The 23712-nt window shown below is 63.1% G+C and carries 25 protein-coding genes; 15 read left to right on the forward strand and 10 right to left on the reverse strand.

Annotation, left to right across the window (positions count from 1 at the left end; all coding sequences use genetic code 11):
- Positions 1 to 3: 3 nt before the first annotated feature.
- The 3 genes from ABWK72_RS17350 to rsgA form a co-directional block, all read right to left on the reverse strand.
- Positions 4 to 723 carry an SGNH/GDSL hydrolase family protein gene (locus tag ABWK72_RS17350; protein ID WP_367870831.1) on the reverse strand — a complete coding sequence of 240 codons (720 nt, stop codon included), beginning with the start codon at positions 721 to 723 and terminating at the stop codon, positions 4 to 6.
- A 21-nt stretch (positions 724 to 744) separates the two neighbouring features.
- On the reverse strand, positions 745 to 1140 hold the full coding sequence (locus ABWK72_RS17355; protein ID WP_367870832.1) for a rhodanese-like domain-containing protein: 396 nt from the start codon (positions 1138 to 1140) through the stop codon (positions 745 to 747).
- A gap of 174 nt (positions 1141 to 1314) precedes the next feature.
- Positions 1315 to 2433: a ribosome small subunit-dependent GTPase A gene (gene rsgA, locus ABWK72_RS17360; protein ID WP_367870833.1), complete on the reverse strand. Its 1119-nt coding sequence runs from the start codon at positions 2431 to 2433 to the stop codon at positions 1315 to 1317.
- A gap of 156 nt (positions 2434 to 2589) precedes the next feature.
- Here rsgA and ABWK72_RS17365 point away from each other — a divergent pair, with 156 nt between their 5' ends.
- Positions 2590 to 5508 (forward strand): PVC-type heme-binding CxxCH protein, encoded by a 2919-nt coding sequence (locus ABWK72_RS17365; RefSeq protein ID WP_367870834.1) that lies wholly within the window; start codon positions 2590 to 2592, stop codon positions 5506 to 5508.
- Between the two features lie 32 nt (positions 5509 to 5540).
- On the opposite strand, the gene ABWK72_RS17370 is transcribed toward ABWK72_RS17365, so the two are convergent.
- Complete coding sequence (locus tag ABWK72_RS17370) at positions 5541 to 6359, reverse strand: SGNH/GDSL hydrolase family protein (protein ID WP_367870835.1); 819 nt, start codon at positions 6357 to 6359, stop codon at positions 5541 to 5543.
- On the opposite strand from ABWK72_RS17370, the gene ABWK72_RS17375 reads away from it, so the two are divergent.
- From ABWK72_RS17375 to ABWK72_RS17395, 5 genes are all read left to right on the forward strand, one after another.
- Positions 6358 to 6621: a hypothetical protein gene (locus tag ABWK72_RS17375; RefSeq protein ID WP_367870836.1), complete on the forward strand. Its 264-nt coding sequence runs from the start codon at positions 6358 to 6360 to the stop codon at positions 6619 to 6621. The genes ABWK72_RS17370 and ABWK72_RS17375 overlap by 2 nt on opposite strands.
- 170 nt (positions 6622 to 6791) lie before the next feature.
- Positions 6792 to 8378, forward strand: coding sequence for a S8 family serine peptidase (locus tag ABWK72_RS17380; protein ID WP_367870837.1), 1587 nt, complete (start codon positions 6792 to 6794; stop codon positions 8376 to 8378).
- On the forward strand, positions 8362 to 8652 hold the full coding sequence (locus ABWK72_RS17385) for a hypothetical protein (RefSeq protein ID WP_367870838.1): 291 nt from the start codon (positions 8362 to 8364) through the stop codon (positions 8650 to 8652). Before ABWK72_RS17380 ends, ABWK72_RS17385 begins: the two co-directional genes overlap by 17 nt.
- 108 nt (positions 8653 to 8760) lie before the next feature.
- Positions 8761 to 11511, forward strand: a complete 2751-nt coding sequence (gene ileS / locus ABWK72_RS17390) for an isoleucine--tRNA ligase (protein WP_367870839.1) — start codon at positions 8761 to 8763, stop codon at positions 11509 to 11511.
- The gene (locus tag ABWK72_RS17395; RefSeq protein ID WP_367870840.1) at positions 11504 to 12139 is read left to right on the forward strand and encodes a signal peptidase II; all 636 of its coding nucleotides are present in this window, start codon (positions 11504 to 11506) and stop codon (positions 12137 to 12139) included. The genes ileS and ABWK72_RS17395 overlap by 8 nt, the downstream gene beginning before the upstream one ends.
- A 444-nt stretch (positions 12140 to 12583) precedes the next feature.
- On the opposite strand, the gene ABWK72_RS17400 is transcribed toward ABWK72_RS17395, so the two are convergent.
- Entirely contained in the window at positions 12584 to 14482 is a 1899-nt protein-coding gene (locus ABWK72_RS17400) for an alpha/beta hydrolase fold domain-containing protein (protein WP_367870841.1), read from the reverse strand.
- A 127-nt stretch (positions 14483 to 14609) separates the two neighbouring features.
- Between ABWK72_RS17400 and ABWK72_RS17405 the strand changes: the two genes are divergently transcribed.
- From ABWK72_RS17405 to ABWK72_RS17430, 6 genes are all read left to right on the forward strand, one after another.
- Positions 14610 to 15416, forward strand: a complete 807-nt coding sequence (locus ABWK72_RS17405) for a hypothetical protein (protein ID WP_367870842.1) — start codon at positions 14610 to 14612, stop codon at positions 15414 to 15416.
- 86 nt (positions 15417 to 15502) lie between these two features.
- Positions 15503 to 15787 carry a hypothetical protein gene (locus tag ABWK72_RS17410; RefSeq protein ID WP_367870843.1) on the forward strand — a complete coding sequence of 95 codons (285 nt, stop codon included), beginning with the start codon at positions 15503 to 15505 and terminating at the stop codon, positions 15785 to 15787.
- A gap of 61 nt (positions 15788 to 15848) precedes the next feature.
- Positions 15849 to 16043, forward strand: a complete 195-nt coding sequence (locus ABWK72_RS17415) for a hypothetical protein (RefSeq protein WP_367870844.1) — start codon at positions 15849 to 15851, stop codon at positions 16041 to 16043.
- Between the two features lie 45 nt (positions 16044 to 16088).
- Entirely contained in the window at positions 16089 to 16430 is a 342-nt protein-coding gene (locus ABWK72_RS17420; RefSeq protein WP_367870845.1) for a hypothetical protein, read from the forward strand.
- 111 nt (positions 16431 to 16541) lie between these two features.
- Positions 16542 to 16808, forward strand: coding sequence for a type B 50S ribosomal protein L31 (locus ABWK72_RS17425; RefSeq protein WP_367870846.1), 267 nt, complete (start codon positions 16542 to 16544; stop codon positions 16806 to 16808).
- A gap of 112 nt (positions 16809 to 16920) precedes the next feature.
- Positions 16921 to 17610, forward strand: a complete 690-nt coding sequence (locus tag ABWK72_RS17430; protein ID WP_367870847.1) for a hypothetical protein — start codon at positions 16921 to 16923, stop codon at positions 17608 to 17610.
- A 16-nt stretch (positions 17611 to 17626) separates the two neighbouring features.
- Here ABWK72_RS17430 and ABWK72_RS17435 read toward each other — a convergent pair whose 3' ends face one another.
- From ABWK72_RS17435 to ABWK72_RS17450, 4 genes are all read right to left on the reverse strand, one after another.
- Positions 17627 to 19543 carry a hypothetical protein gene (locus ABWK72_RS17435; protein WP_367870848.1) on the reverse strand — a complete coding sequence of 639 codons (1917 nt, stop codon included), beginning with the start codon at positions 19541 to 19543 and terminating at the stop codon, positions 17627 to 17629.
- A 146-nt stretch (positions 19544 to 19689) separates the two neighbouring features.
- A complete protein-coding gene (locus ABWK72_RS17440; protein WP_367870849.1) occupies positions 19690 to 19947 on the reverse strand; it encodes a DUF5985 family protein in 258 nt (85 codons plus the stop codon).
- Positions 19948 to 19962: 15 nt separating this feature from the next.
- Positions 19963 to 20223 (reverse strand): DUF5985 family protein, encoded by a 261-nt coding sequence (locus ABWK72_RS17445; RefSeq protein WP_367870850.1) that lies wholly within the window; start codon positions 20221 to 20223, stop codon positions 19963 to 19965.
- A complete protein-coding gene (locus ABWK72_RS17450) occupies positions 20220 to 20606 on the reverse strand; it encodes a hypothetical protein (protein ID WP_367870851.1) in 387 nt (128 codons plus the stop codon). The genes ABWK72_RS17445 and ABWK72_RS17450 overlap by 4 nt, the downstream gene beginning before the upstream one ends.
- Positions 20607 to 20818: 212 nt before the next feature.
- Here ABWK72_RS17450 and ABWK72_RS17455 point away from each other — a divergent pair, with 212 nt between their 5' ends.
- The 3 genes from ABWK72_RS17455 (at position 20819) to ABWK72_RS17465 (ending at position 22991) form a co-directional block, all read left to right on the forward strand.
- The gene (locus tag ABWK72_RS17455; protein WP_367870852.1) at positions 20819 to 21352 is read left to right on the forward strand and encodes a hypothetical protein; all 534 of its coding nucleotides are present in this window, start codon (positions 20819 to 20821) and stop codon (positions 21350 to 21352) included.
- A 108-nt stretch (positions 21353 to 21460) separates the two neighbouring features.
- Positions 21461 to 21946, forward strand: coding sequence for a hypothetical protein (locus tag ABWK72_RS17460; RefSeq protein ID WP_367870853.1), 486 nt, complete (start codon positions 21461 to 21463; stop codon positions 21944 to 21946).
- 196 nt (positions 21947 to 22142) lie between these two features.
- Positions 22143 to 22991: a sugar phosphate isomerase/epimerase family protein gene (locus ABWK72_RS17465; RefSeq protein WP_367870854.1), complete on the forward strand. Its 849-nt coding sequence runs from the start codon at positions 22143 to 22145 to the stop codon at positions 22989 to 22991.
- 151 nt (positions 22992 to 23142) lie between these two features.
- Here ABWK72_RS17465 and ABWK72_RS17470 read toward each other — a convergent pair whose 3' ends face one another.
- A complete protein-coding gene (locus ABWK72_RS17470) occupies positions 23143 to 23559 on the reverse strand; it encodes a hypothetical protein (RefSeq protein ID WP_367870855.1) in 417 nt (138 codons plus the stop codon).
- Positions 23560 to 23712: the final 153 nt, after the last annotated feature.

The following is a 23712-nucleotide window of genomic DNA, read 5'->3' on the forward strand; positions in this document are numbered from 1 at the left end:
AGCCTATCGCACCCCGAACATCGCCGCAATCACCCTTGCGGCGATCTCGTGGCCCTTCTTGTTCGGGTGATTGCCTTGGGCGAGCAGGCGGTCCTGGTTCGTGCCTTTTTTCAGCTCCGCCTTCCATGCGGCGAGGAGATCGCCGACCGGGATGCCTTCCTCAGCGGCGACCTTGCGGATGATGGCGGCGCGGATCTCGAGCGGTTCGTCCGGTGCATCGTAACGCACATCCTTGGCACCGGTCGGTGTGAGGAAGACGACCGGCACCCCTTTGGCCTTCGCGGCTTTTGCCATCGAGTGCCAGGCCTTTTCGACCTCGGCCTCGGGGAGGCGGCGGTCGTTGAGCGCGTAGTCGATGAAGACGATATCGGGGCGGAGGCTGAGCACGTCTTTCTCGAAGCGGGCTGCGCCCTTGACGCTATCTTCGCCGCCGATCGCGGTGACGATGGCGTTGATCACGGCATGCGGATTCGCCTTCTGGATCTTCTGCATCGCCATCAGCGGATAGGAGTCGAAGGGCTTCACCTCGGGAGTGTGGTGATAGCCGGCGGGCACGCTGTGGCCGTGGAAGACGAGGTGGATCGTCCGGTTCTTCGGCCACTGCACTTTCAGCTCCTGCAGCAGGGCCGGCGGCAGGGGGGATTCCTGCGCGGGGGTGAGCGAACAGCTCGCGAGGAAGAAGGGGAGCAGCCATTTCATGCTGCCCACGCTAAGCGTCTTCATTGGCGAAACAAGACGCCTCATTCACTTGCCTTTCACGAGCGGCTTGCCGGCCTTTTCCCATTCGATGAGGCCGCCTTCCATTTCGAGGACGGAGGTGAAGCCGGCATCGCGGAGTTCCTTGGCGGCCTTCACGGTGCGCTTACCGCTGCGGCAATAGACCAGCACGGGCTTCTTCGGATCGGCTGCGGCCTTGGCTTGGGCGAGGAAGTCTTTTTCGCCGAAGGTCGCGCGCTTGGCTCCCTTCAGGTAGCCGGTTTCCCATTCGTCCACGGTGCGGACGTCGAGCAATTGGATGCCGGAGGCGATTTGTTTTTCGGCGACCTCGATCTTTACGGGGCCGTCTTTGGGGGCTTCGTCCGCGGCGAGGGCGAGGACGGGGATCAGGAAGGCGGCGAGGACGGTGAGGAGCGGTTTCATGGGGGGAGGGTAGGTGCGAGCTGGTTTCGTGTCCAACACCAGCATCGGAACGGAACTTTCCGCTACGACCGCCCGATATTCACCAGCCGTTTGGGACCGTTCTGCCGGGCGGTGCCCGGCGGTCCCAGTGGGGCCGTCCGTTGTTGGAGGCGTTGGGGTAGTTGGGCGGACCTTTCAGTCGCAGTCACCGCGCTCGTCCCGCTCCAGTTGGATGCGGTCGTTGAGGTTCCGCGCTTTCACGCGGTTGTTGCGCTTGGCCCAGCGCTCGACGGTGATCTGGCGTTTCTTGGCGAGGTGGCGGAGCTTCTCGATCTCGTCGTCGAGCATCAGGAAGCTTTCGAGGCGCTGCAGGTCCATGGTGCCTGCCGTGACCGCGGCGCGGATCGCGCAGCCCTTGTCGTTGCCGTGCTTGCAGTCGGCGAATTTGCATTCCAGCCCGATGGCCTCCACATCCGCGAAGCTCTCGCGGAGGGTCTGCTCGTCGGTCCACATCTGGATCTCCCGCATCCCGGGATTGTCGATCAGCATGCCGCCGAAAGGCAGGGGGACGAGTTCGCGCGAGACGGTGGTGTGGCGGCCCTTGCCGGTCACGTCGTTGACCTCGTTGGTCCATTGCCACTCCTCGCCGTAGAGCTGGTTGACCAGAGTCGATTTGCCGACGCCGGAGGAGCCGACGACGCACATGGTCACGCCTTGGGTGAGGTAGGATTGCAGGACCTCCAAGCCTTCGCCGGTGAGCGCGCTGGTGATGTGGACATCGGCTTCCGCGCTGAGGGCGCGCAGTTCTTCGGCGCAGGCTTCGTTGTGTTCCGCCGGGAAAAGGTCCGATTTGTTGACCAGCACCACCGCCTTGGCACCGCTGCGGCCGACCAGCGCGAAGTAGCGTTCCATCCGCCGCGGGTTGTGATCCGGCCCGGAGTCGGTGACCACGGCGACCACGTCCACGTTCGCGCCGATGACCTGTTCCTCGACGCTCTTGCCCGGCATTTTGCGGGAGAAGCAGGACTTCCGCGGCAGGCGGGCGCGGATCACGTGGTCCTCGTTTTCTCCGCCAAGCTCGACGGCCACCCAATCGCCGACCGCGGGCAGGTCGGCGTCGGTTGCGGCGTCGTGCCAGACCTTGCCGGCGAGGACGACGTCGATTTCCTCCAGTTCGTCGGCATCCTCGGCGACGAATGCGCTGTAATTGATGGTTGTCTCGCGGATCAGGCGCGCGGGTGCCCATCCCTTCGCGGCATGCGGGGCAAAGGCCTCTTCGAAGAATTCATCCCAACCCAGCTCGGCCAACGTCATCTGCGGGCGAGCGTAGGCGGGGAGGGGGACGGTGTCGATACCCAGTGGCCAGGGCGGAAGTCCTGCAACGCAGCACCGAGCGGTGCCTGTGCTGACGCTTTGGTGGAAATGTCCGGCGGTTTCCGAATGTAAGGTGTATTCGCACGAATCATTCGCATGGAAACCCCGCGCTTTTTCGCCAGTCTCTTCCTTTTCCTGGGGCAATCGGTGGCTCCTGCCCTTGATACCTCGATGGTCCGCGATTCCGGGCCGCTGTCGCCGGAAGAGGAGCGCAAGGGTTTCACGCTGCCGCCGGGGTTTGAGATCCGGCTCTTCGCTGCGGAGCCGATGATCGACAAGCCGATCAACATCGCCTTCGACCCGCGCGGCCGGCTGTGGGTCACCAGCAACCACGAGTATCCCTACGCCGCGCCGCGCGAGCGCTGGGGCGATCCCGAAGGCCGCAATGTGAAGGATAGCCGCGATGCGGTGATCATCTTGGAAGACACGGACAAGGATGGGCGCGCCGACAAGCGCACGGTCTTCGCCAACGGCCTGAACATCCCGACCGGGGTCCTGCCTTACAAGACCGGGTGTATCGTCTGGAGCATTCCGAACATCTGGTTTCTGGACGATACCGATGGCAACGGGGTCTGCGACAAGCGGGAGATTCTCTTCGGCCCGCTGGGTTGGGAAAAGGATGTGCACGGCAATGTCTCCAGCCTCCGCCTGGCACCGGACGGCTGGATCTACGCCACCCACGGGTATAACAACACCAGTCACTTCAAGGTCCGGCCGGAGAACCTGAAGGGGGCCAAGCCGGGTGATCCGGGCACCGAGCTTTCGCTGAACTCCGGCAACGTTTTCCGCTTTCTTCCCGATGGCAGCCGGGTGGAGCTCCACAGTGCGGGACAGGTGAATCCTTTCGGCCTTGCCTGGGATCCCCATGGCAATCTCTACAGCGCGGATTGCCACAGCGCGCCGATCTACCAGCTCCTGCCGGGTGCCATGTATCCGAGCTTCACCAAGCCGGACTTCGGCCTCGGCTTCGCGCCGGTGATGATGCAGCACACGCACTCCTCCACCGGGATCTGCGGGATCCACTACTTGGACCGCACGATGTGGGGCGAGGCCTGGCAGGACCAAATTCTGATCGGCAACATCGTCACCTCGCGGATCAACCGGGACAGCGTCAGCTTCCGCGGCAGCACGCCGGTGGCGAAGGAGGAGCCGGATTTTCTTACCAGCGAGGATCCGTGGTTCCGGCCGGTCGATCTCCGCTTCGGGCCAGACCAAGCGTTGTGGGTGGCGGACTTTTACAACAAGATCATCGGCCACTACGAGGTGCCGTTGGAACACCCGGGCCGCGACCGGGAGCGCGGGCGGATCTGGCGGATCGTGAAGACGGACGGCGTGCCGAAGGTGGAGAAGGGGCCACCCGACCCGATCGCCACGCTGCGCTTTGCCGCGCGCTCGGGGCCTTTGTCCGCGGCGGACTTGGAGCAGGTGCGCGCTTGGCTGAAGTCGGCGAATCCGTTCGAGAAACGCGTCGCCGCCGAGGCCCTGCTGCGGCCTGTCTCGACGGACTGGCTGCCGGATTTGCTGGCGGCGCTCGCTTCCACTCCGCCGGAGGACGAAGCGCTGGCCTACCAGCTCAAGGTGGTGATCCGCAAGCACCTCGAACTGCCCGGTGCCTTCGCGAAGGTGAAAGCGGTGGCAGGAATGGAGGATCTGCTGGCTTACATTGCACGCTCGCTGTCCTCGGTGGAAGCGGCGGAGTATTTACTGACTTATCTTCGCAGCCATCAGACCTCGCCGGAAGAAGCCGTGAAGTCGCTGAGCCGGCTGGCCATTTTGCTGCCGGCGGGGGATCTCGCGGACTTCGCCAAGGAGCGCTTCCCGAAGGACCCTGGCATCCAGGCGGACTTGCTCGCCGCGATTGTGGATGGCGTGCAGCAGCGCGGCTCGCTGCCCGGTCCCGAGCTCAGCTCATGGGGTGTTTCCATCGCTGCCTCGTTGCTGGGGGATGCGGGAGGCGACAAGAAACCGGCGTGGGCCGCGGTGATCGATCCTCGTTCCCCCGGCTTGCCATGGGCGATTCAGACCCGCTCGACGAAAGAGGGCAGCCCGATCCAACTGATCTCCAGCCTCGATCGGGGTGGTCCGGAGGAGGAGAGCCGCACCGGGACGCTGCGCTCGCCGGTGTTCACCGCCCCCGCCAACTTCTCGTTCCTGCTCTGCGGCCACAACGGTCCGCCGGACGAGGCCGCGCATTCGGGGAACTTCGTGCGGTTGGTGGACGATGCCACGGGTGCGGAAATCCTGCGCGCGCTGCCACCGCGGAACGATGTGGCCAGCCGCGTGAACTGGGATCTCTCCGCGCATCAGGGCAAGCCGGTGCGCTTCGAGATCGCCGATGGCGAGGAAGGTGATGCTTATGCCTGGCTCGCGGCGGGGGGCTTCGAGCCGCCGCTGCTGAGCGTGGATTCGTTTGATGTGGGAAAAGACCGCTCGGTGCGTCTCGGGCGGCTTGCCAGCTTCCTCAAGTATGCCGCTCCGGTCGGGCTGCGGGATCAGCTTGCGGACTATATGCCGCCCCCGCCGCCGGCTCCGCCTTCCACGGTCACGCCTGAGATGCGGGCGGAGATTGATCGGGTGATCAAGCAACGCGTCGCCACCTTCCAAGCCGGTACGGCGGACAAGGCCCGCGGTGCCGGCATCTTCGCGGCCAACTGCGCGATCTGCCATGCCATCGGCGGCAAGGGGTCGCTGATCGCGCCGCAGCTCGACGGCATCGGCAACCGCGGCCCCGAACGCTTGAGCGAGGACATCCTCGATCCGAATCGGAACGTGGACTCGCACTTCCGCTCGCATGTCATCACCAACAAGGATGGCAGCAGCGCCTTCGGGCTCGAGCGCGGCAGGCTAGGGGAGTTGCTCGTGATCATCGATCCCGCGGGGAAGGAGCAGCGCCTGCCGATCGCCGGGATCGCGACGAACGAGGAGACCGGCATGTCCCTGATGCCGCCCACCTTCCAGGCGCTGCCGGAGAAGGACTACCACGACCTGCTGGCGTGGTTGCTGGAGTTCAAGTGATTGTTTTCCCTCGTGGATCTACCTGCGGCTGATCAGGGTAAATTCTGAAGCATCACCGTTTCGATCTTCCGGGCCAGTTGTTGAAATCCGCTCGAAGTGGGATGGAGCTCGTTGGCCCAGTCGTCCTTGTAGTTCGCCCCGTTGCGCAGCGTCTTCCGCAGGTCGATGTAATGGACGTCCGGGTGCGCGGCGGCGACCTTCTTCAGGACCGCGTTGAAGGTATCGAGCACCTTGACCATGATCTCACGTCCTTCGGCCGGGTCGGTGCGCCGCTTCTGGACCAGGGCCGGCTTCAACCAGGGACCTGAGAAGTTGAAGCCGAGGAAGCTCACGTCGCGGCCATCCGGCACGGCGTAATCGTAGCCGTGAATAAAGATCGGGATGCCGGGCTTCACCTCGCGGACGGTGTTGATCAGGTCTTTGAGGGCTTTGGCGAAATAAGTCCCGAAGATGAAGTCGAGGGTCTCCCTGCGAATCGTGGGACTTCCCCAAACCTGGTGATTCAGGTAGCTCGCCAATTCCACGCCGGCCAGGTCGTTGCCGCCGCCGGAGAAGAAGAATGCATCGGCATTCTTGTCGCGGATCGCTTTCAAAGTCTGGTCGAGCTGCGGCGGTAGATCGGGCTGCATTCCCGTGCCCTTGCCCGAGGTGGCGGTGCCGTAGATCATATTTTCCATCGTGTCTCCCGCCTTGCTGACCCGGAATACGTTGATGCGTCCTGAGCTTTGAAGGTGGCCTAGCAGATCCTTGCCGCCGCCAAGGAAGGCCGGCTTGTAGTCGAACCAGGAGTCACCCTCGGCCACGACGATGAACTGACGCAGCGCGGTCGCGCCGGCGCCCGCTGCGGCCATGCGCGTGGGTTTCTTCTTCCGGTCTTTGAAGCCGGCGTTGGAGGAGGCTTCGTATGCCGCCTGCTGGGTTGCGTTCAGCGATGCCGGTTTGGCCGGAGTTGACTTTGCGGTGGCTTTCTTCGCCGCCGTTTTTTTTGCAGCCGCCTTCCTGGCGGGGCGTTTTGCGGCGGGTTTCCCCGCGGGTTTGGTGGTCGATTTTTTAGCGGGCATGGGATCGGGTTGGGATAGGGATTTTTCGAGGCTGTGGGACTTGAAGGCGTGAGGATGTCTTGGAGAAGGGGAGCGTGTTCTCGACGGGGTTGACATGCGATGGGGTGGCTCCCTTGCGCGCAAACGCGCTCATTTAAACCGAGGTGTCTCTAATAACTCAAAGACCTGCTCCCGCGTCGAGAAAGTCTTCGACATATGGCGCTGATTTTTCATGATAAGAGGATGGCAGAAGACCTCACCTCCTACGTCTTGCTTCCGATGCGCGGTCTCCGCGTGGACAAGAGCATCGCCTCGGCCTCGCTCTCAACACTCTTCCACAGCCTCCATGCCGGGGTGAAGAAAGTGAACTTGAAGAGCCTGACGCAGCCGGGCGGGGCGATTGCCGCGCTGAAGAACCTGGCCCTCCCGACGCTCCGTATCCCCGGCAGTACCGTGGAGGCTGCCGCCGGACTGGTGATGCGGTGCTTGGACGCGGTGAGCGAGAATGGAGCGAAGCTTGTCGAATTATCGGAGGAAGCAGCGCAGGCCTTGCGACGTGCCCAGCCGGGAATGCGCCTGGCACCGGTGCTCTACTACCGCACCGCGGATTCTCCCGTCCCGCGGGTTGAGGTGAAGGCGCAGTCGGCAGCCGCCGGCGCGTCGGTGAAAGTGAAGATCACGGTGCTTTCGAAAGACTTGAAGAGCCCCTTGGCGGGACTTCGGATCGTCGCCTTCACGGACTTCGCAAGCCGTTCCGGAGATGAGGCGATCACGAATGCCAAAGGCGAGGCCAGATTCGAGAGCTTGAAGACGGGCACCAAGGTGGAGAGGCTCTACATCGAGCCACCTGCGGCAGGATATCATGGGGGCTTTCGCAAGGGCGTGACCCTGAAAGCGGACAACCAGATCTTCCTCGGTCCGATCGATTTTGCGACGGCGGACGGCCTCCGGCACTACTACGGGGAAAAAACGAAAGACTCCGATGGCGAAGGGGTGAAGATCGCCGTGATCGATACCGGTATCGACGGCAGCCATCCGGATCTGGATGTGAAGGCCGGAGCCTGCACGGTGACCGGGGAGGATCCCGAGGACTGGGGGCCACGCGGGGGGGCGCATGGAACGCATGTGGCAGGAATCATCGGAGCCCGCGGCAAGATGAAGGGAGTCGCACCGGCTTCGGAAATCCTGAGCTACCGGGTCTTCCGCGCGCAGCCGGGCGCGGCCTCCGCAAATTTCGCGATCTCGAAGGCGATCGATCATGCCGTGCAGTCCGGCTGCCACCTGATCAATCTGAGTCTGAAGTACGATTCCGGGCCGGGCGAGCCGCCGCTGATCGACGAGGTGATCCGCGCTGCCCTGGAGGACGCCCGGGAGCAGGGGGTGGTGGTAATCGCAGCGACGGGGAACGACGGACGGCAGCGGGTTTCCTTCCCGGCGCTGGACGCGGCCGCGATCGCGGTTTCCGCTCTGGGCAGGAAGGGAACTTATCCCACCGACAGCCAAGGAGGTGGGGAAGAAATGGGCCCTTATGCCAAGGACAAGAAAACGTTCGTGGCGGCATTCTCCAACGTGGGTCCGGAAGTGGACGTCATTGCGCCGGGGGTCGCCATCATTTCGACGGTTCCGGGCGGCTACGCACCCATGAATGGAACTTCGATGGCGACGCCGGCGGTGACGGGCTTGGCCGCCCGGCTGTTGTCCCGCAATCCATCGGTCCGCGACATGGCGGCGGATTCGATGCGGACGGATGCCGTGACCCGCTTGGTTCTTGCCAGTTGCCAGAGCCTTGGTTTCAAGGCACAGTTCCAGGGAGATGGCATCCCACTCTGATGGCAAACCTCCCCGTTTGATTGTCCGCTACCGCGGCAAGGGAGTCGCGCCTCTGCAGGAAGCCCAAGCGGAGATCGCGAAGCGCGGGCTGCAAGTGGTGGACCGCTCGTCCCGGATGCTTTTGCTGGAGGAATCCGGTAAAATCTCCTCGGCGGAAAGTCTCAAAAGCGCCTTGCCGGAGTGGAGCGTGAGCGAGGAAATCCATTATACCCTGCCAGATCCGACGCCCCGGGTGAAAGGTCCGGGCAAGGGAATATCACGGGATAATCCTTGATTTGGAGCGGATTCCGGGCCGTTCCGGCTGCCGGATCGGGAAGTGATTTTCCGGCGCTCCCCGGCGGTTGACCCCTCGCGGAGTCGCTGCTAGCTTCCGCGCCCGCTAATGAGTTCCGAATCCCAATACAAAGACACGCTCCTGCTGCCGCAGACGAGCTTCCCCATGCGTGGGGATCTCGTTGAAAACGAGCCGAAGCGTCTGGCGATTTGGGAAAAGCAGGATCTCTACCACCGCATTCTCGAGCGCCGCCGTGCCCAAAGGGCTGCGACCTTCATCCTTCACGATGGCCCGCCCTTCGCGAATGGCGACGTGCACATGGGCACCGCTCTCAACAAGGTGCTGAAGGATCTGGTGGTGAAGTCGAAGACGATGGCCGGCTTCGCTGCGCCCTTCGTGCCCGGCTGGGACTGCCATGGCCTGCCGATCGAGTTCAAGGTGGTCAAGCAGACCACCGGACTGGAGCCGCCGGAGATCCGCCGCCGCTGCACCGAATTCGCGGAGAAATTCATCGATATCCAGCGCGCCTCGTTCCGCCGCCTCGGCGTGTTCGGGGATTGGGAGAAGCCCTATCTGACCATGGCACCCGGCTATGAGGCGGAGATCCTGCGCGTCTTCGCCAAGCTGGTGGAGAACGGCGTGGTCTATCAGTCGAAGAAGCCGGTCCAGTGGTCCTACGGCGCGCACACCGCGCTGGCCGAGGCCGAGGTCGAGTATCAGGACAAGGAGAGCCCGGCGATCTTCGTGAAGTTCCCGCTGACCCCCGAGTCTTCCTCGAAGCTTGGAATCGGAAATGCGTCGATCGCGATCTGGACGACCACTCCCTGGACCCTGCCCGCCAACCTCGGCGTGGCGGTGCATCCGGAATTCACCTACGAGGTCAGCCAGTTCGAAGGCAACGGCCGGGTGGAGATCCTGATCGTGGTGAAGGAACTTGTCGCGGAACTGGAAACGAAGTCCGGCATGCGTCGTACTTCGGTGCTGAAGAGCGTGAAGGGCCGCGAGCTCGAACACCTCGAAGCGCGCCATCCCTTCCTTGACCGTACTTCGAAGATCATCCTCGCCAATTTCGTCACGACCGAGACCGGCACCGGCGCGGTTCACATCGCTCCCGGCCACGGTGCGGATGACTACGTCGTCGGCCAGCAGTATGGTCTCGGCGTGCTTTCGCCGGTCGATGACGATGGCAATTTCACCGCGGACGTCGGCCTGCCGAATCTCGTCGGCAAGCACGTTTTCAAGTCGAACGAACCGATCGTCGAGCTGCTGGAGCAGAAGGGCGTCTTGCTCGCCAAGGAAGTCTATCGCCACAGCTACCCGCACTGCTGGCGCTCGAAAACGCCGATCATCTTCCGCGCCGTCGAGCAGTTCTTCATCTCGCTCGAATCGCTGCGCGGCAAGGCGCTGAAGGCGATCGACAAGGTGGAATGGCTGCCCGCGAAAAACCGCAACCGCATCTACGGCACCGTGGAAGCGCGGCCGGACTGGTGCATCTCGCGCCAGCGCACCTGGGGCGTGCCGCTGCCGGTGTTCTTCGATGCCGATAACAAGGCGATCCTCTCCGCAGAAACCGCGCGCAAGGTCGCCAACCTCGTCGAGACCCACGGCACCAACATCTGGTTCGAGCTTTCCGATGCCGAGCTTGCCGAAAAACTCGGCCTGCCCGCCGGCGTGAAAAAGTGCCGCGACACGCTCGACGTCTGGATCGACTCCGGCTGCTCGCACGTCGCCGTGCTGGAGAAGAATCCGGAGCTGCACGCGCCGGCCGATCTCTATCTCGAAGCCACCGACCAGCATCGCGGCTGGTTCCAGAGTTCGCTCATGATGAGCGTCGCCTGGCGCGACAAGGCACCCTACAAGTCCGTGTTGACCCACGGCTTCGTCGTCGACAAGGACAAGAAGAAGATCTCGAAGTCGGACGCCGCCAAGGCCGGCAAGCCGACCGATGCGGCCCATTTCTACAACAAGTATGGTGCCGACATCCTGCGTCTCTGGGTGTCGTCCGTCGATTGGCAGAGCGAGGTGCCCTTCAGCGAGGACCTTTTCAAGCAAGTCGCCGAGCCCTACCGCCGTCTGCGCAATACGCTGCGCATCCTGCTCGGTAATCTCGATGGCTTCGATCCATCCGGCATGGACCGGGTCGCCGCCAGCCACATGCCGCTGCTCGACCAGTGGATCCTCGAACGTCTCAACGTTGTCACCGCGGAGTGCCGCAAGGCCTACGAGCAGTTTGAATTCCGCAAGGTCTTCAATTCGCTCAATCATTTCTGCACCAACGATCTCTCCGCCATCTACATCGATGCGACGAAGGACCGGATGTATTGCGATGCGAAGAACTCCGTGCGCCGCCGTGCCAGCCAGACGGCGATGTATGATGTCTTCTCCTCACTGTGCCGCCTGCTGGCCCCGATCCTGGCCTACACCGCGGACGAGGCATGGGAGCACGCGCCCTTCACGGAAGGCAGCGTGCACGAACAGGATTTCCCCGAGCCGGATCCGGCCTTTGCTTCCGGCAAGGCGACCGAGCAGGTGAACCGCTTGCTGGAGATCCGCAAGGTGGTGCAGACCGCCATCGAGGAACAGATCCAGGCGAAAGCCTTCATGAAGAACAACGAGGCCGCGGTGCAGCTCGTCGTGCCCGCGCGCGAGCCGGTCTACGATCTCCTGCGCGACCGCCAGTTCGCCACCGAGTTCTTCATCCTCGCCGATCTCGATGTCTCCGCCGGCCCCGCGCTTTCCGCGAAGGCCTCGAAGACCCATCACCACATGTGCCCGCGCTGCCGCCGCTACGAGCCTCTCGGCAAATCGGGGGTCTGCACGCGTTGTGAATCCGTTGTCCAAGCCGTATCCCATGCCTGAAGCGAACGCCACCGCCGGGATGCAACCCGCCATCGATGCCGTGAAGAAGAAGGAGTGGAGCCTGCCGGTTATCCTGCTCCTCCTCACCTTGCCGCTCTACATTCTCGACCAGTGGAGCAAGTTCTGGGTGGTCGCCCGCTTCGCCGAGCCGGACACCCGCCTGAATGTCACCAGTCAGGATCCGATCGTGGTGATCGAGGGCTACTTCAATATCACCCGCGTCCATAACCAGGGAGTCGCCTTCGGCTTCGGCAATGGCAGCGATTGGGCACCGATCGTGTTCCTGATCGTCCCGATCGTCGCCTTCTGCCTGATCACCCTCGGCGTGCGGAAGAACTTCTTCGTCGGGAATTGGGGCAAGGTCGCGGTGGGGCTGCTGCTGTGCGGGATCATCGGCAATCTCACCGACCGTCTGGTCCAGGGCTCGCGGCTTTCCTACATGGATGGCGCGCCGTTCTGGGAACGGCTCAAGGCTGGCTACGTCGTGGACTTCCTCGATTTCACGATTCCGTTCGTCAACTACCAGTGGCCCTCCTTCAACGTCGCGGACTCCTGCATCTGCGTGGCTGCCGCGCTGCTTTTCTTCACGGGGCTCAGGGCGGACCTGAAGGCGGCATCGGAGTCTTGAGGGGAGGCAGCGCCGGGATCGCGGACTTCAGTCCAAATGCCTTGCAGGAGTTGATTGCCGCAGGGCGGCACTCCTTGGAGTGCTGCGACATGTCGCAGCTTTCGGGAGATGATCCCCGGCCCCGATGGCATCCCCGGAGCCGACATGTCGGCTCCGCAAGGGCGTGTCCGGTACGGCCCTTCCCTGTGTCATTATCCTCCCTGGAGTCCTCGTCGGCCTCGTGATCCCTTTCCGGCGAAGCAGCACACGCCACCGCTGGCGCGCCAACCGGAAACGCCCGGGCACAGCCGACATGTCGGCTGCGGGGACGGCCGGAAGATTTTCCGTGGATCGATCCAAAGCGGCGACATGTCGCCGCACTCAAAAGAAGACCCGCCTGCACCGAATCCTTACAGGCATTGGACTTCAGTCCGCGCTCCCGGGCTCGGCCTGTGGACTGGACTTCTACTTCAGCAACTTGTCGAAGAACGGCAGCGCTGCCTTGTAGATGGACTCGTGACCCGCGGCGGTCGGGTGCTGGCCGTCCGCGGTCTCGAATTTTACGGCGCCGAGGTCGACGAGATGGGTGCGGGTGTCCTTGCTCGTCTGCAGATACGTTTCCACGGCACCGCTGACTTCGGCGCGCGCTTTGCCCGAGACCGGGATCATTACGATGACCTTGGTCTCCGGCGAGCAGCGCAGGCGCAGTTTGGTGAGCGCGGCGATGACGGTTTCGGATTTCGGGGCTCCGTTCTCACCGAGGTTGACGAGGACGACCTTGGGAGAGGGCTCCAGTTTCTCACCGGTCAGGCGGGAAGTGGTGCTGGTGATCCGATCGACGAGGCCGGCGACATCGGGATTGTTGCCACCGCCCCCTCCCCAAGCGTAGCCGCCGAAGGCCAAGCGGGATTCGCGGTAAGCATAGTGCTTGGCAAGCAGGTAGCCGTAGCTGGCCCGGGCGTCATCGGAGGCCGCCCATTGGTCATCGGGAGGGCGGCCTTGCCCACCGGTGTAGGCGGCTGCGTCCCCGGACAGGATCGAGTCGCCAAGATTCAGCCAGACCGGCTTGGCGGACGGGATGATGGGTTCGCACTGCGCTGCCAGGGTGAAGCCGGTTATGCTTACGGCATTGGCAGGGACATCGCCACGGAAGCGATCCTCGAAGGGCGAAAGCCCCTTGATGTAGAAGTCGATCACCGGGTTCGCCACTTTGTCGGATAGAATGATTTCACTATCACCCGCGACGAGCTGGTGCGTCTGGACCGGACCCTTGTTGACCGTCCAAGCGAGAATCGGGAAGCGGGCGGGAGCCGGATACCTGAGCTGGGTCGTATCGACATTCAGCACCACGCGCTTGGTATCGACGAAGCCAAACAGGAAGGAGGCACCGCAGACGGGCGAATGGACGGCCTTCTCCGTGCGGATCCAGTTGAGCGGTGAAAGACCGGCGAGCACCCGGGGATCGGAAGCCGGGATGAAGCTGCTGGTCGCGGCTGCCTTGGCCTTGAGCATGTTCTCGGCTTCGAGCCACTTCAGGGATGCCGCCTGCCAGGCATCCCATGATGGACCCTTGTAGCCATTGAGGCCGTGGCCGCCATCCGGGAGCTCGAGCAACTCGGCATGGACATGATGGCTCTTGAGCGCGTCGGCGAAGAGCAGGCTGTTACGAATGCTGACGACGGTGTCGTCCTTGGCGTGGGCGAGGAAGGTCGGCGGGGTCCGCTTCGTGACCTGCTTCTCGGTGGAGAAGTCATCGATCATTTGCTTGGAAGGATCGGGGCCGAGGAGATTGTTCCGGGAGCCGCCGTGGGTGAGCTCGCTCATCGTGATGACGGGGTAGATGAGCACGGCGAAATCCGGGCGCGAGCTGAAGCGCTCGATCGGATCTTTTGCCGCCAGGCTTCCATCATCGGACTTCGTGGCCGCTGCCGATGCCAAGTGACCTCCGGCGGAGAAGCCGATGATGCCGATGCGCTGCGGATCAATGTTCCAAGCCTTGGCATTCGATCGCGCGAGCCGGATCGCGCGCTGGGCGTCGAGGAGCGGCACCATCCGCCGGCCCTGTGGCAGGCGGTATTCCAGCACCAGGCCGGTAATGCCGTGAGTGCCGAGCCAGCGGGCGATGCCGTGCCCTTCCGGCCCGGTGACCAGCCCGCCGTAGCCCCCGCCCGGGCAGATGATCATGGCCGCACCGTTCGGATTCTCCGGCTGATGGACGGTGAGGGTGGTGGTGGCGGGGGAGCTGCTCCCGTCACCGTTTGGAGCGTCCGCTCCGGGCCAGACGGGAACACGCTGGGGCTCGGCGACGCCGAGGCCGGCAAGGGCGAAGAGCAGGAGCAAGGTGCGGAGGGGATGGGCAGACATGGTGGCGGGGCGCGGAGTTTGACCGGCAAGCGCCGGCCAGTTCGCTCTGATAAGAACGGTCCCGTGTCTTCTGCCTTTCGCTTTCCCGCCTTTCCATGCAGATTTCAAATTTCATTTTTCACGAGGCTTGCCACCCCGCCCGTCGCGGGAAAGATACTCCATCGTGAGGGCCTTCCACGCCGCCTTGCTTTTCCTCTGGGCCATCCTTCTGGTCCCGCTGGCACGCGCACAGGATGAGGAATCCCCGGTGCCGCCCGCGCCCGAAAACGGGGTCTTCGACGAGGCCCGGCTTTTCGCCCGCGAGCCGCAGCGCCTGGAGGCGATCGCGGCGACCCTCGATGCCCTGGAGGCCAAGCACGGCTTCCGGCTCTACTTCGCGATCTACGATACCCTGATCGGCCCTAGCATGAACGAGCAGGCCGCCACCTTGCAAAAGAACTGGCTCGCCGGAAAGCCGGGCCTCGTCATGGTGCTGGAGGTGGACAGCCGGCAGTGGCGCTACAGTGAGGCGACCCCGATCGTGGAAAAGCTTGCCCCCGGCAACGTCGTCAAGGGCAGCAGTCCCTCCGACCTGAGCCCGGTTGAACTCGATAAGATCGACCGCGAACTGCAAGCCGCTCTGCTCGCCGTGGCGAAGGATCCGCAGGCCTTCGCGGAGACGCTTGGCACCGGCGTCGCGGGCAAGGTGTCGGAAATTCTCGATCAACGCGCTGCGGTTTCCGCCGGCGGGAACCGGCTCCGCATCACGCTCCTCGCCATCGGGCTGCTCGCCCTGACCGGCCTGGTCGCGCTGCTGGTGGTCGCCGGGATCAGGCGTGCGGAAGCCAAGTCGCGCGAGCGCTACGCCTTTCCGAAGGTCACGGTCAGCATGCGCCTCGGGGCTCCGTACGGCGGCGGGAAGGTCAGCACCCGGGAATTCGGCGGCCGGAAGTGAGCGGGGCGGGGCGGGGCGCCCGGCCCGCACTTCTGACTTGGAACGCCGCCTGCGAGGAAGATCGGGAAACCAAATCCCGAAACATCATGACACCCATTGATCCGGTGGAAGCCATTCCGCCCACCCGCAAGTCCTCCACTGCCCCGCCCTATGTGGACGAGGAGCCCAACATTTCCCTGGTCGAGCAGGGGATGGAGGCTGCGGAAGACGAAACCCGCGACGCCGTGGCCGATGCCTACGAGGCCTCCGCGCGCCTCAGCGACGATCCTGCCGCAGCCCTGAACGATATCGACTATCTGGAAGCCGAGGAAGCCTCCACCTCGCCGGAACTCGCGGCGATGCACGTCGAGACGATTCCGGAGGAGGATTGATCGGAAGTAGCTGTGGAGCAGCGCCCCCTTGCCTTGGCCCGGATCATGCGGATATTCCACCGTGACCGCGACCCTCATCGTCTCGATCGTGTTGGCCTGCGCGATCTGCATGGCATGGTTCGGGGCCGCCCGGCAGCACTCCGATCCCCGCCACTACGGAGATCGCGAGGGTGCGGGCAGCGGCAGCTTTTGGATCCTTGTCTTCGCGATCTGTCTGGCGGCTTGGTGGATCGTGCGATTCTGGGGGACGCATTAAGCATTGCAGGAAAGTGCGTTTTGCAATTATTTGGCGGGGAGCGGCATGTTTGGGAATCTCAAGGATAGTCTGGCATCCAGTGCCGTAAAAAGTTTGTTGGCTGGCAGGCTCGAACGCTACGGTCGCTTGACCGAGCTGCGGATCCAGAGCCGTGAGAAGACGATCGTGCTGGAGCTGATGCTCGCCGGGGAAAAGGACGAGTTGCGGGTGGAGGTCGGGCGTTACCGCATCATCGGCTCAGCCGGGGCGCATTCGATCATCTTCGAGAATATCCGGGCCTCCCGCGAGTGGCTTCAGCTCGCTCTCGAGGACTTCCTGGTGGGCAAGCCCCTTCCCATCCCCTCGGTGGCCCTCGTCGCCCTCGGCGGGTCGGATGGCTTGGCTTGAGGGCGTCCTACCGTCGTTCCATTCTCCTCACCCGGCGGCTTGACACCGGCCTGCCGAAATGCATCCTCCCGCTCCCGCCGCGTCGGAAACGTGTCCGGGCTCTCTACTGTCATGAAAAAGGATCTTCATCCGAAATACAACCCGGTCGTCTTCGTGGACATGACCACCGGCACCCGCTTCGTCACGCGCTCCACCAAGTCTTCCGAGAAGAAGGAAGTCATCGATGGTGTCGAGCACTCCGTCGTCTCGATGGGTATCACCTCCGATTCGCACCCGTTCTTCACTGGCAAAGCCCAGTTCGTGGATACCGAGGGCCGCATCGACAAGTTCCAAAAGCGTTTCGGCGCTGTCCGCCGCGTCGGCAAGCCGACGGTCTGATCGCGAAACCCGCGCATCGTTTTCCCAAGCGCCCGTCCGCAGCCTGCGGCCGGGCGTTTTGCCGTGGCGGAATTGACGTTAATCCCGCTTTGAGATATCACCTTCTTGTTCCATGAAACTCCTCCTCCCTCTCTTCCTGCTTCTTGCCGCATGGGCAAATGCCGCGGAAACCGTGCAACTCCCGCTCGAAGTCGGGACCCTGACGATGCGCGATGGGAAGGTTTACGAGAGCGTCAAGGTGACCGGTCAGGATGCCGTGGGGGTGAAGATCACCCATGCCGGCGGCACCGCCCGCATCCCCTTCGAGAAGCTGCCCAAGGCGTTGTCCGACCGTTTCCCGCGCGACCACGCGGCGGCCAAGAAGCAGCGCGAAGCGGAGGCCAAGGCTGAGACCGCCCACGACAAGGCGGTCGCGAAGGCCGATGTCGAGGAAGCCGGGGAGAAGAACACTCCGCTCGAGAACCTGCCGGATGCGGCAGGGGATAATCACGCGAAGATCACTGCCCTGGAAGCCTATGTCCGGCGCATGGAGGTCGGGATCGAATCGGCCCGAATGGAGGCGGACAACGCCCGCCAGCGGGCTTCCGCCATGCGCGCGGACGCGAACTACACGGTGACCACCACCGGTAGCGACGGCTACGTGCAAACCTATCAGCGCACCAATAATTCGGAGCTCACCAAGGCCAACTTTTACGACCGCCAAGCCCGGAACGCGGACGCGAAGATCACCCAAGCGCAGCTCCTGATCACGGGCGCGAATGAGAAGATCGACCTTCTGGAGACGGCGGCGAAGGGCAAATAGTCAAGCTGGCGGACGCTTACCACGCCGCCTGCAGATCCTGCCGGACTTTCGCGAAGGCGGCAGCGTCGACAGCTTGGAGCGTGGAGCCCGCGGGATCGGCACCGCCGAGCTTGTCCTCGCGCACCCATCGTTTTTCCTCCGCATGCAGCGGGATCATTAGCAGCAAGCACAGGGCCGCCGCGGCGGTGAAGAGCGGCAGCAGCAGGCGTGAAACCAGGACCCCGCCGAGCGAAGATGCCTGCGGTTGACAGGCGGCCATGATCACCCGCCATACCCACCAGAGCAGGGGAAAGCCGGCTGCCGCGGTGCCCAGGACCATGAATTCCTCCTGCCTGAGCGTCAGGTAGCGGACGCAGCCGATCACCGGCACGAAGCAGGCGGCGATCCCCGCCATGATCCAGCCATCCCACAGCCGTGCCGGACGCATGCCCAGGATGCCGGCCCGCTTCGCGATCCGCCAGCGGGCGCTCTGGAGCAGCATGCAGCAGGCGAAGAGAGAGGAGCCGCCCGCCTGCTGGAGGGCGAGCATCAGGTCCCAGTGCAGAAGCGCGTAATCGCGACAACCCAGCGGCGTGAAGCGCACAATGACCACGTGCCATGCCAGCGGCAGCAGGATCCCGAGGCTGCCGATCCAGGCGAAATCGACCCGCCGGAAGAGAGGCACCAAACCTGCCGCCAGCCCGCGCTGTGCGGGGAGCCGCCGCCATCCCTCCAGCATGGCGAGCAGCGCCATCACGCCGAAGAGCAGGGCCGCCGCCAAGGCCAGCAGACGGTCCGCAAGGGCATGCTCGGCCAGCCGCCCGGCCTTGAAGTCCTCCTCCGGGACCGTACCCGGACGAGCGGCGTGGGTACGCGGGCGGACCAGACCTGCCGCTATGCTGCTGGGATATCGCACAGGGCCGCTTACTGACAGAGGGGGCGGACCGGTCGGCGGGGGCGCGGAGCTGTCGGAGACCTTCTTCAGGCGGTCCATGCGTGCGACCTCATCCGAGAGACCGAGGGCCAGGGCTTGGGCTCGAAAGCATTCGATGGTCTTGCCGATGTTCCCGAGCTCGGAGAGGGCCTCGTTGAGATCGTTCCACAGAACGGGGGTTGTTGAGAGCCTCAGCCAGCCTTGCGTCCACTTCTTCCAACCTTCTTTGTCGCGGGACTTCGCCAACTCCTCGCCCCGGGCGACCCAAATCTCTTGCAGACGGTTGCGACCTTGGTCGAAGGAGGCCAAGTTCCGTTGCAGTTGCAGGAAGTGCCGCTGTTCAGCTTGATCGGCAATGGTTTCAATCTCCCCGAGCATACCGAGCCGACGCAGGGTATGGGCGGGCAGCTCGCTTTCGATGACGGGTTTCGCGGCCGCTTCTTCCAATAGGCTCACGCTCTTGCGGAAGTTACCCGGCTTGAAAATCCGCACCTGGAGCACCCCGCCCCCGGGCATCCGGCCTGCCGAGTCGCGCGACCAGTTGCGTGCCTCCAGCAAGGGCCAGAGCCCGTTGTCGGTTGCTTGCCCTGCCCTCAGCTGGAGGGTTGGCAGGAGCTTCTTTGAATGACCTTCCTGCAGCACGGCGAGGGCTTCCTCCCGCAGTTCGGGATAGGCTTCGTCGTCAGGCGATTCGAGCCAGCGCAAGACGCCGGCATCCTCGCTCACCCTGGTATTCGCCAGCAGGAAGAGCCGCTGCTCCTTGTCGAGCCCAGCCGCGATCCGCTGCTCGAATCGCTGCTCGAATCCCCACGTCGTACGGAAGCTGCGGTGAACCGGGTTGAGCCGGACCAGTTCCAGCTTCGCGTTCTTCACCACCGGCACGAGCACCGCGGCCAGGAGGCAGAGCCCGCCGATAGCTAAAAGGCCAAACTTGGGGAAGCGCACCTTCTGCAGGCGTGCCGTCGCCTCCGCCAGCGTATCATCCCCGACGGCCGGCCGGGCATGGGCCAAGCGGTCCATCAGCTCGCCGCGCGCGAGTTCGCAGGGGCCGCTGCCGGGGGGAGCGGGCGCACCGCGAGATCGATGAAACGGAACCGCTCTTCCGGCATACCGCCATCTAGCAGGTGGGTGGGGGGAAGGGAAGCGGCTTGGGTAAAGCGGCATCCTCAAGGACGGCGGTTCTTGTCGAATACCGCGTAGAGGATCAGTCCGAAGGCGACGAGGCGGAATGTGAAGACCACGGGAATCCATTCGGTCTGAATTTCCAGCGAGGCCCGGGTTACGCGCTCGGCAAGAAGCAGGCCGAAGGCGAGGGCGAAGAAGACAAAGAGCCGGTCGTGGGTGGTCTTCCAAAACCGGATGAAGAACAGCGAGATCACCAAGTAGCCCATGCAGATGGCCCCGGAGAGGAATGATTCCAACATGGCAGCGGAGATTCTTTATTGGGATTCGAACACCAGCCCCACGAGGAGCACTAGGATGGCCACCAAGGTGACGCAATTTCTCAGAACGAGCAGGCTGGATCCCGGGTAGAGCACGAGATCCGCAAAGAGTAGCAGATTGGCGATACCCAGGATCAGGAAGCACAGCGAACTCCAAAGCAGGAGCCGGTAGCGGGTCTTGCGGAAGCCTCTCCACAGGAGGACCGCGCAGCCCGAGCAGGTCAGGAAGCAAAGGGTATAGATGAGGATGGGAATCATGGCTCGCGCTTGAACTTGAATGCATCGGCGAAGCCCTGGGCGCTATCGCGGCTTTTCTGATAGATCGCCTCGATCACTCGCACCGGCAGCTCCCGGTAGCAGCGGGCGAGTTCCTGGAAAGTGGTATCCGCCGCGGCGCGATCGAAAATGTAGGTGGGCGATTCAGGCGGAGGAATCTTCGACACGAGGCCCGCGGCGGCGAATTTCTCCAATCCTTTCTCCACCGATTTCCGCGAGCTGAGGATTCGCTGATAGGTTGTCTCCACCGTCCAGGCCTTGCCGGCTTCCCCGGTCAGCAGCAGCAGGATCTCCAATTCCTCCACCGAGGACAGGTGCTGGAAAATGAGCTGCCTGACGTCCGGGGGGAGTGCTTCACCGGCCATGGAGAATTGGGAGATAAAAAGGAAATGACTCGGATTGGCGCAGCGCGGCTCGCCAGTGGATTTTCGATGATGGCGAGCGAGTGCCGGTCCGCAAGGGAAAAGCTCCCTTCCGACCGTGCGGTACGTGGAGATCGCCGCGGTTTGTTAGAGCGGGGGAGGCGGATACAAATCATCTCGCCGCGCGGCGGGTTTTCCACAAACTCGCGTCCCTGATGAACCGGCTGTTGAAAATGACCCGTGCCCCGCTCCTGGATGAGACGCGGCCGGTGACCTACGCCATCGTCTTCGGCATTTGGGCGGAGGTCTTCCTCTACTGCCTGATCCACGACCAATACCTCATCCGGATCTCGCCGGAGCACTTCACCCTCTATCACGAGCCGCTGTGGGGCATCACGAACCTCACCTTGCTCGCTGCCGCCTGGGCCTTCCGCGCCTCCGTCGGGCCAGGGCTTGTTCTCGGCTTGGCCGCACTCTTCCTCGGTCGGTCGGGCACGAGGCCGAAGATCGCACCCGGCACCATGCTCAAGATCGTGCCCTGCCTGATCCTTGTCACCGAACTCGCCGGCCTGGCTGCGGGTGCCTGGGTCTGGCGCGCGGGCAGGCCGCTCTATCCGGAGCCCGTCTATCCGGACGGCACCTTGCCGATCCTCATCAGCCAGACCATCCAGGTTACCTGCTACGCGGTCGGCGCGCTGGTGTCCGCCAGCTTCCTCGTATGGATTGTCCGCAGGCGCAATAACGCGTGAGCAGAGACGCTTAACCTCTATACAAAGTCAAAACCACCCCTGCGATGACGAATCCAATTCGATCAATTCAAATGGAGCCGGGGGTGAAAATCCTTAAACTGAATAGTGATGAAAAAGCCAGTTGTGGCGAATATGCTTTTTGTGATTGTGACGATGGCTCTTGGCGGGTGCGCTGGTGTCACAAAGGTTGCTGAGGTGAAGATTGCGGCGAAGAAGACGTCGCTGAACCTGGATGTTGGAGCGAGGTATATAAATTTGTATCTTGCCTTCCGTTCACCAAAGCCGACCTCATACGTTGATGGTTGGGTGACCAATACCGGGAGGAACCCTCTTGTGACGGTATTTAAGTCCTACGCAGATAAGCGGCAGGCGGGAATTATGGATCCTGCAACCGACAGACTTCCCGATGAAGTCGAAAGGATTACCATCGCTCCCGGAGAGATGAAGAAGTTCTTTCGAGGACCATTGTTCCTCTTGGGAATTTCGCTGCCTGAACGCGAACGTAGGACAAGTGTAAAACTCGAGCTGATACTGGATGAGCCGCCCAACGAGCCCTACAAAGGCGAAGTGCTGGGATCATTTGGAGGTCCCTAGCGACATGTTCCCGGTGGCTTCGCAACTGACGAGGGCCGGTTCTTCGCTCCGTGGACCCCGCAAGTGGTCGGGTAGACGATCCTGATTCCGTCGGTCAAGTGGTCGGATCCCTTTTGATGCTGCGATTAGCATGGATGCAGTCACCGCGGCGAAGTCACGCTTGCAAGATCCGCCTGCTAGCCCCCGTTGCGGCAGGATGTTCCGCTGGCTCGTGCTGATGATCTCCTTGTTCGCGACGAGCGCTTCACGAGCCGTCGATACGGCGCTGCTGCAGCGGGAAAATCTGGTCGCATGGTGCATCGTCCCCTTCGATGTGAAGAAGCGAGGCCCGGAAGAACGCGCCGTGATGCTCGAGCGTCTCGGAATCCACCAGCTTGCCTACGATTGGCGGGACGAGCATGTCGCCGGCTTCGATGCCGAGGTGGAAGCGATGCAGCGCCATAAGATCGCGATCACCGCGTGGTGGATGCCCGGCGTGTTGGACGGCAACAGCCGCAAGATCATCGAGGTGATCCGCCGCCACGGGATTCATCCGCAGTGGTGGGTCTTGATCGGCGAGCCGCTGCCGGGGAATCCCGATCAGGAAGCGAAGTTGCGTGCCGCGGCCGAGCAACTCCGGCCGCTGGTGCTGGAAGCACGTGCCCTCGGCTGCAAGGTCGCGCTCTACAATCACGGCGGCTGGTTCGGCGAACCACGGAACCAGATCGCGATCATCCGTGCCCTGGATTCGCCGGAGGTGGGCATGGTCTACAACTTCCATCACGGGCACGCACATGTCGCGGACTTCCCGCGGCTCTTCGATGAAATGAAGCCCCACCTCCTCGCGCTCAACCTCAACGGCATGGTGGACGATGCCGATCAGAAGGGCCTCAAGATCATGCCGCCCGGCAAGGGCGAGCACGAGGCTGCCATGCTGCGGCATGTTCTGGCAAGCGGCTGGAAAGGCCCCGTCGGCATCCTCAGCCACCTCCCGGAGACCGATGCGGAAGTGACGCTACGCACGAATCTCGAAGCCTTGGAGGCTCTCAGGTTGCGCTTGGAATGAAGGAAGCTCATCTCCGCACATCGTCCTGATCCCGCAGGGATCAAAGCGCAAGTAGCCGGGGGTTGAGCCCGGCTATCCCTTGCAGTGGCGGGACCCGCTGGCGAAAAATGGAAATCGATTCTCAGCGGCCGCATGCGGAACGGTTCGCATGTTAGGCGCTTCGTTGGTGCCGTATCGCATAGAATGCTGTGGTATCTAAACTGTCCTGTTCTGACTGGACACGCCACTTGGCCATGAACTGTTGCCAGGCTCCGGTCTCACGGAGCGCCACGAAGCAGTCGTGAGGCAAATGCCCTTTGATGTCATTGAGGGCGTAACAAACGATGCCGTGGCCGAGATCGTCACAGCCTGCTGCCGTGTGATCGAGGGCCGCGTAAAGTGCGTGACAGCCTGCGCCCCCCTTTTTGGCCGTTCCCAATGCGGGGTCGAACAGCAAAGGAACGCCGGAGAAGGCACAACGACCTTCCTGTGTCCGAATGAGTTCGAGATAGTATTGTTTGGTGCGTCCGTATCGCTTCTTCGAGTTGGCCGCCCAACGCCCTTGGTCTTCCGTGGTCTGGTAGCTCATAGCCGGTCGGTTATCGAGATGATGGGCTGCAAGGCCACAGGAAATTACACAAAAGATCCATCTAGAGGAACACGCAGGATTTTCGCGGCGATCGCGCAATGGCATGGGTGGAAGATGCAGCCTCGACAAGCTTCGCGGTAATTCCCGTGATAT

Source organism: Luteolibacter sp. Populi, from assembly GCF_040801775.1.
Lineage (GTDB): Bacteria > Verrucomicrobiota > Verrucomicrobiia > Verrucomicrobiales > Akkermansiaceae > Haloferula.

What these genes read in the sequence shown, in the direction of transcription:
- ABWK72_RS17350 (WP_367870831.1), bottom strand. Translation starts at nt 723, where the DNA reads ATGAAGACGCTTAGCGTGGGCAGCATGAAATGGCTGCTCCCCTTCTTC.
- ABWK72_RS17355 (WP_367870832.1), bottom strand. Translation starts at nt 1,140, where the DNA reads ATGAAACCGCTCCTCACCGTCCTCGCCGCCTTCCTGATCCCCGTCCTC.
- rsgA (WP_367870833.1), bottom strand. Translation starts at nt 2,433, where the DNA reads ATGACGTTGGCCGAGCTGGGTTGGGATGAATTCTTCGAAGAGGCCTTT.
- ABWK72_RS17365 (WP_367870834.1), top strand. Translation starts at nt 2,590, where the DNA reads ATGGAAACCCCGCGCTTTTTCGCCAGTCTCTTCCTTTTCCTGGGGCAA.
- ABWK72_RS17375 (WP_367870836.1), top strand. Translation starts at nt 6,358, where the DNA reads ATGCGCGTGGGTTTCTTCTTCCGGTCTTTGAAGCCGGCGTTGGAGGAG.
- ABWK72_RS17370 (WP_367870835.1), bottom strand. Translation starts at nt 6,359, where the DNA reads ATGGCCGCAGCGGGCGCCGGCGCGACCGCGCTGCGTCAGTTCATCGTC.
- ABWK72_RS17380 (WP_367870837.1), top strand. Translation starts at nt 6,792, where the DNA reads ATGGCAGAAGACCTCACCTCCTACGTCTTGCTTCCGATGCGCGGTCTC.
- ABWK72_RS17385 (WP_367870838.1), top strand. Translation starts at nt 8,362, where the DNA reads ATGGCATCCCACTCTGATGGCAAACCTCCCCGTTTGATTGTCCGCTAC.
- ileS (WP_367870839.1), top strand. Translation starts at nt 8,761, where the DNA reads ATGAGTTCCGAATCCCAATACAAAGACACGCTCCTGCTGCCGCAGACG.
- ABWK72_RS17395 (WP_367870840.1), top strand. Translation starts at nt 11,504, where the DNA reads ATGCCTGAAGCGAACGCCACCGCCGGGATGCAACCCGCCATCGATGCC.
- ABWK72_RS17400 (WP_367870841.1), bottom strand. Translation starts at nt 14,482, where the DNA reads ATGTCTGCCCATCCCCTCCGCACCTTGCTCCTGCTCTTCGCCCTTGCC.
- ABWK72_RS17410 (WP_367870843.1), top strand. Translation starts at nt 15,503, where the DNA reads ATGACACCCATTGATCCGGTGGAAGCCATTCCGCCCACCCGCAAGTCC.
- ABWK72_RS17420 (WP_367870845.1), top strand. Translation starts at nt 16,089, where the DNA reads ATGTTTGGGAATCTCAAGGATAGTCTGGCATCCAGTGCCGTAAAAAGT.
- ABWK72_RS17425 (WP_367870846.1), top strand. Translation starts at nt 16,542, where the DNA reads ATGAAAAAGGATCTTCATCCGAAATACAACCCGGTCGTCTTCGTGGAC.
- ABWK72_RS17430 (WP_367870847.1), top strand. Translation starts at nt 16,921, where the DNA reads ATGAAACTCCTCCTCCCTCTCTTCCTGCTTCTTGCCGCATGGGCAAAT.
- ABWK72_RS17435 (WP_367870848.1), bottom strand. Translation starts at nt 19,543, where the DNA reads ATGGACCGCTTGGCCCATGCCCGGCCGGCCGTCGGGGATGATACGCTG.
- ABWK72_RS17440 (WP_367870849.1), bottom strand. Translation starts at nt 19,947, where the DNA reads ATGTTGGAATCATTCCTCTCCGGGGCCATCTGCATGGGCTACTTGGTG.
- ABWK72_RS17445 (WP_367870850.1), bottom strand. Translation starts at nt 20,223, where the DNA reads ATGATTCCCATCCTCATCTATACCCTTTGCTTCCTGACCTGCTCGGGC.
- ABWK72_RS17450 (WP_367870851.1), bottom strand. Translation starts at nt 20,606, where the DNA reads ATGGCCGGTGAAGCACTCCCCCCGGACGTCAGGCAGCTCATTTTCCAG.
- ABWK72_RS17455 (WP_367870852.1), top strand. Translation starts at nt 20,819, where the DNA reads ATGAACCGGCTGTTGAAAATGACCCGTGCCCCGCTCCTGGATGAGACG.
- ABWK72_RS17460 (WP_367870853.1), top strand. Translation starts at nt 21,461, where the DNA reads ATGAAAAAGCCAGTTGTGGCGAATATGCTTTTTGTGATTGTGACGATG.
- ABWK72_RS17465 (WP_367870854.1), top strand. Translation starts at nt 22,143, where the DNA reads ATGTTCCGCTGGCTCGTGCTGATGATCTCCTTGTTCGCGACGAGCGCT.
- ABWK72_RS17470 (WP_367870855.1), bottom strand. Translation starts at nt 23,559, where the DNA reads ATGAGCTACCAGACCACGGAAGACCAAGGGCGTTGGGCGGCCAACTCG.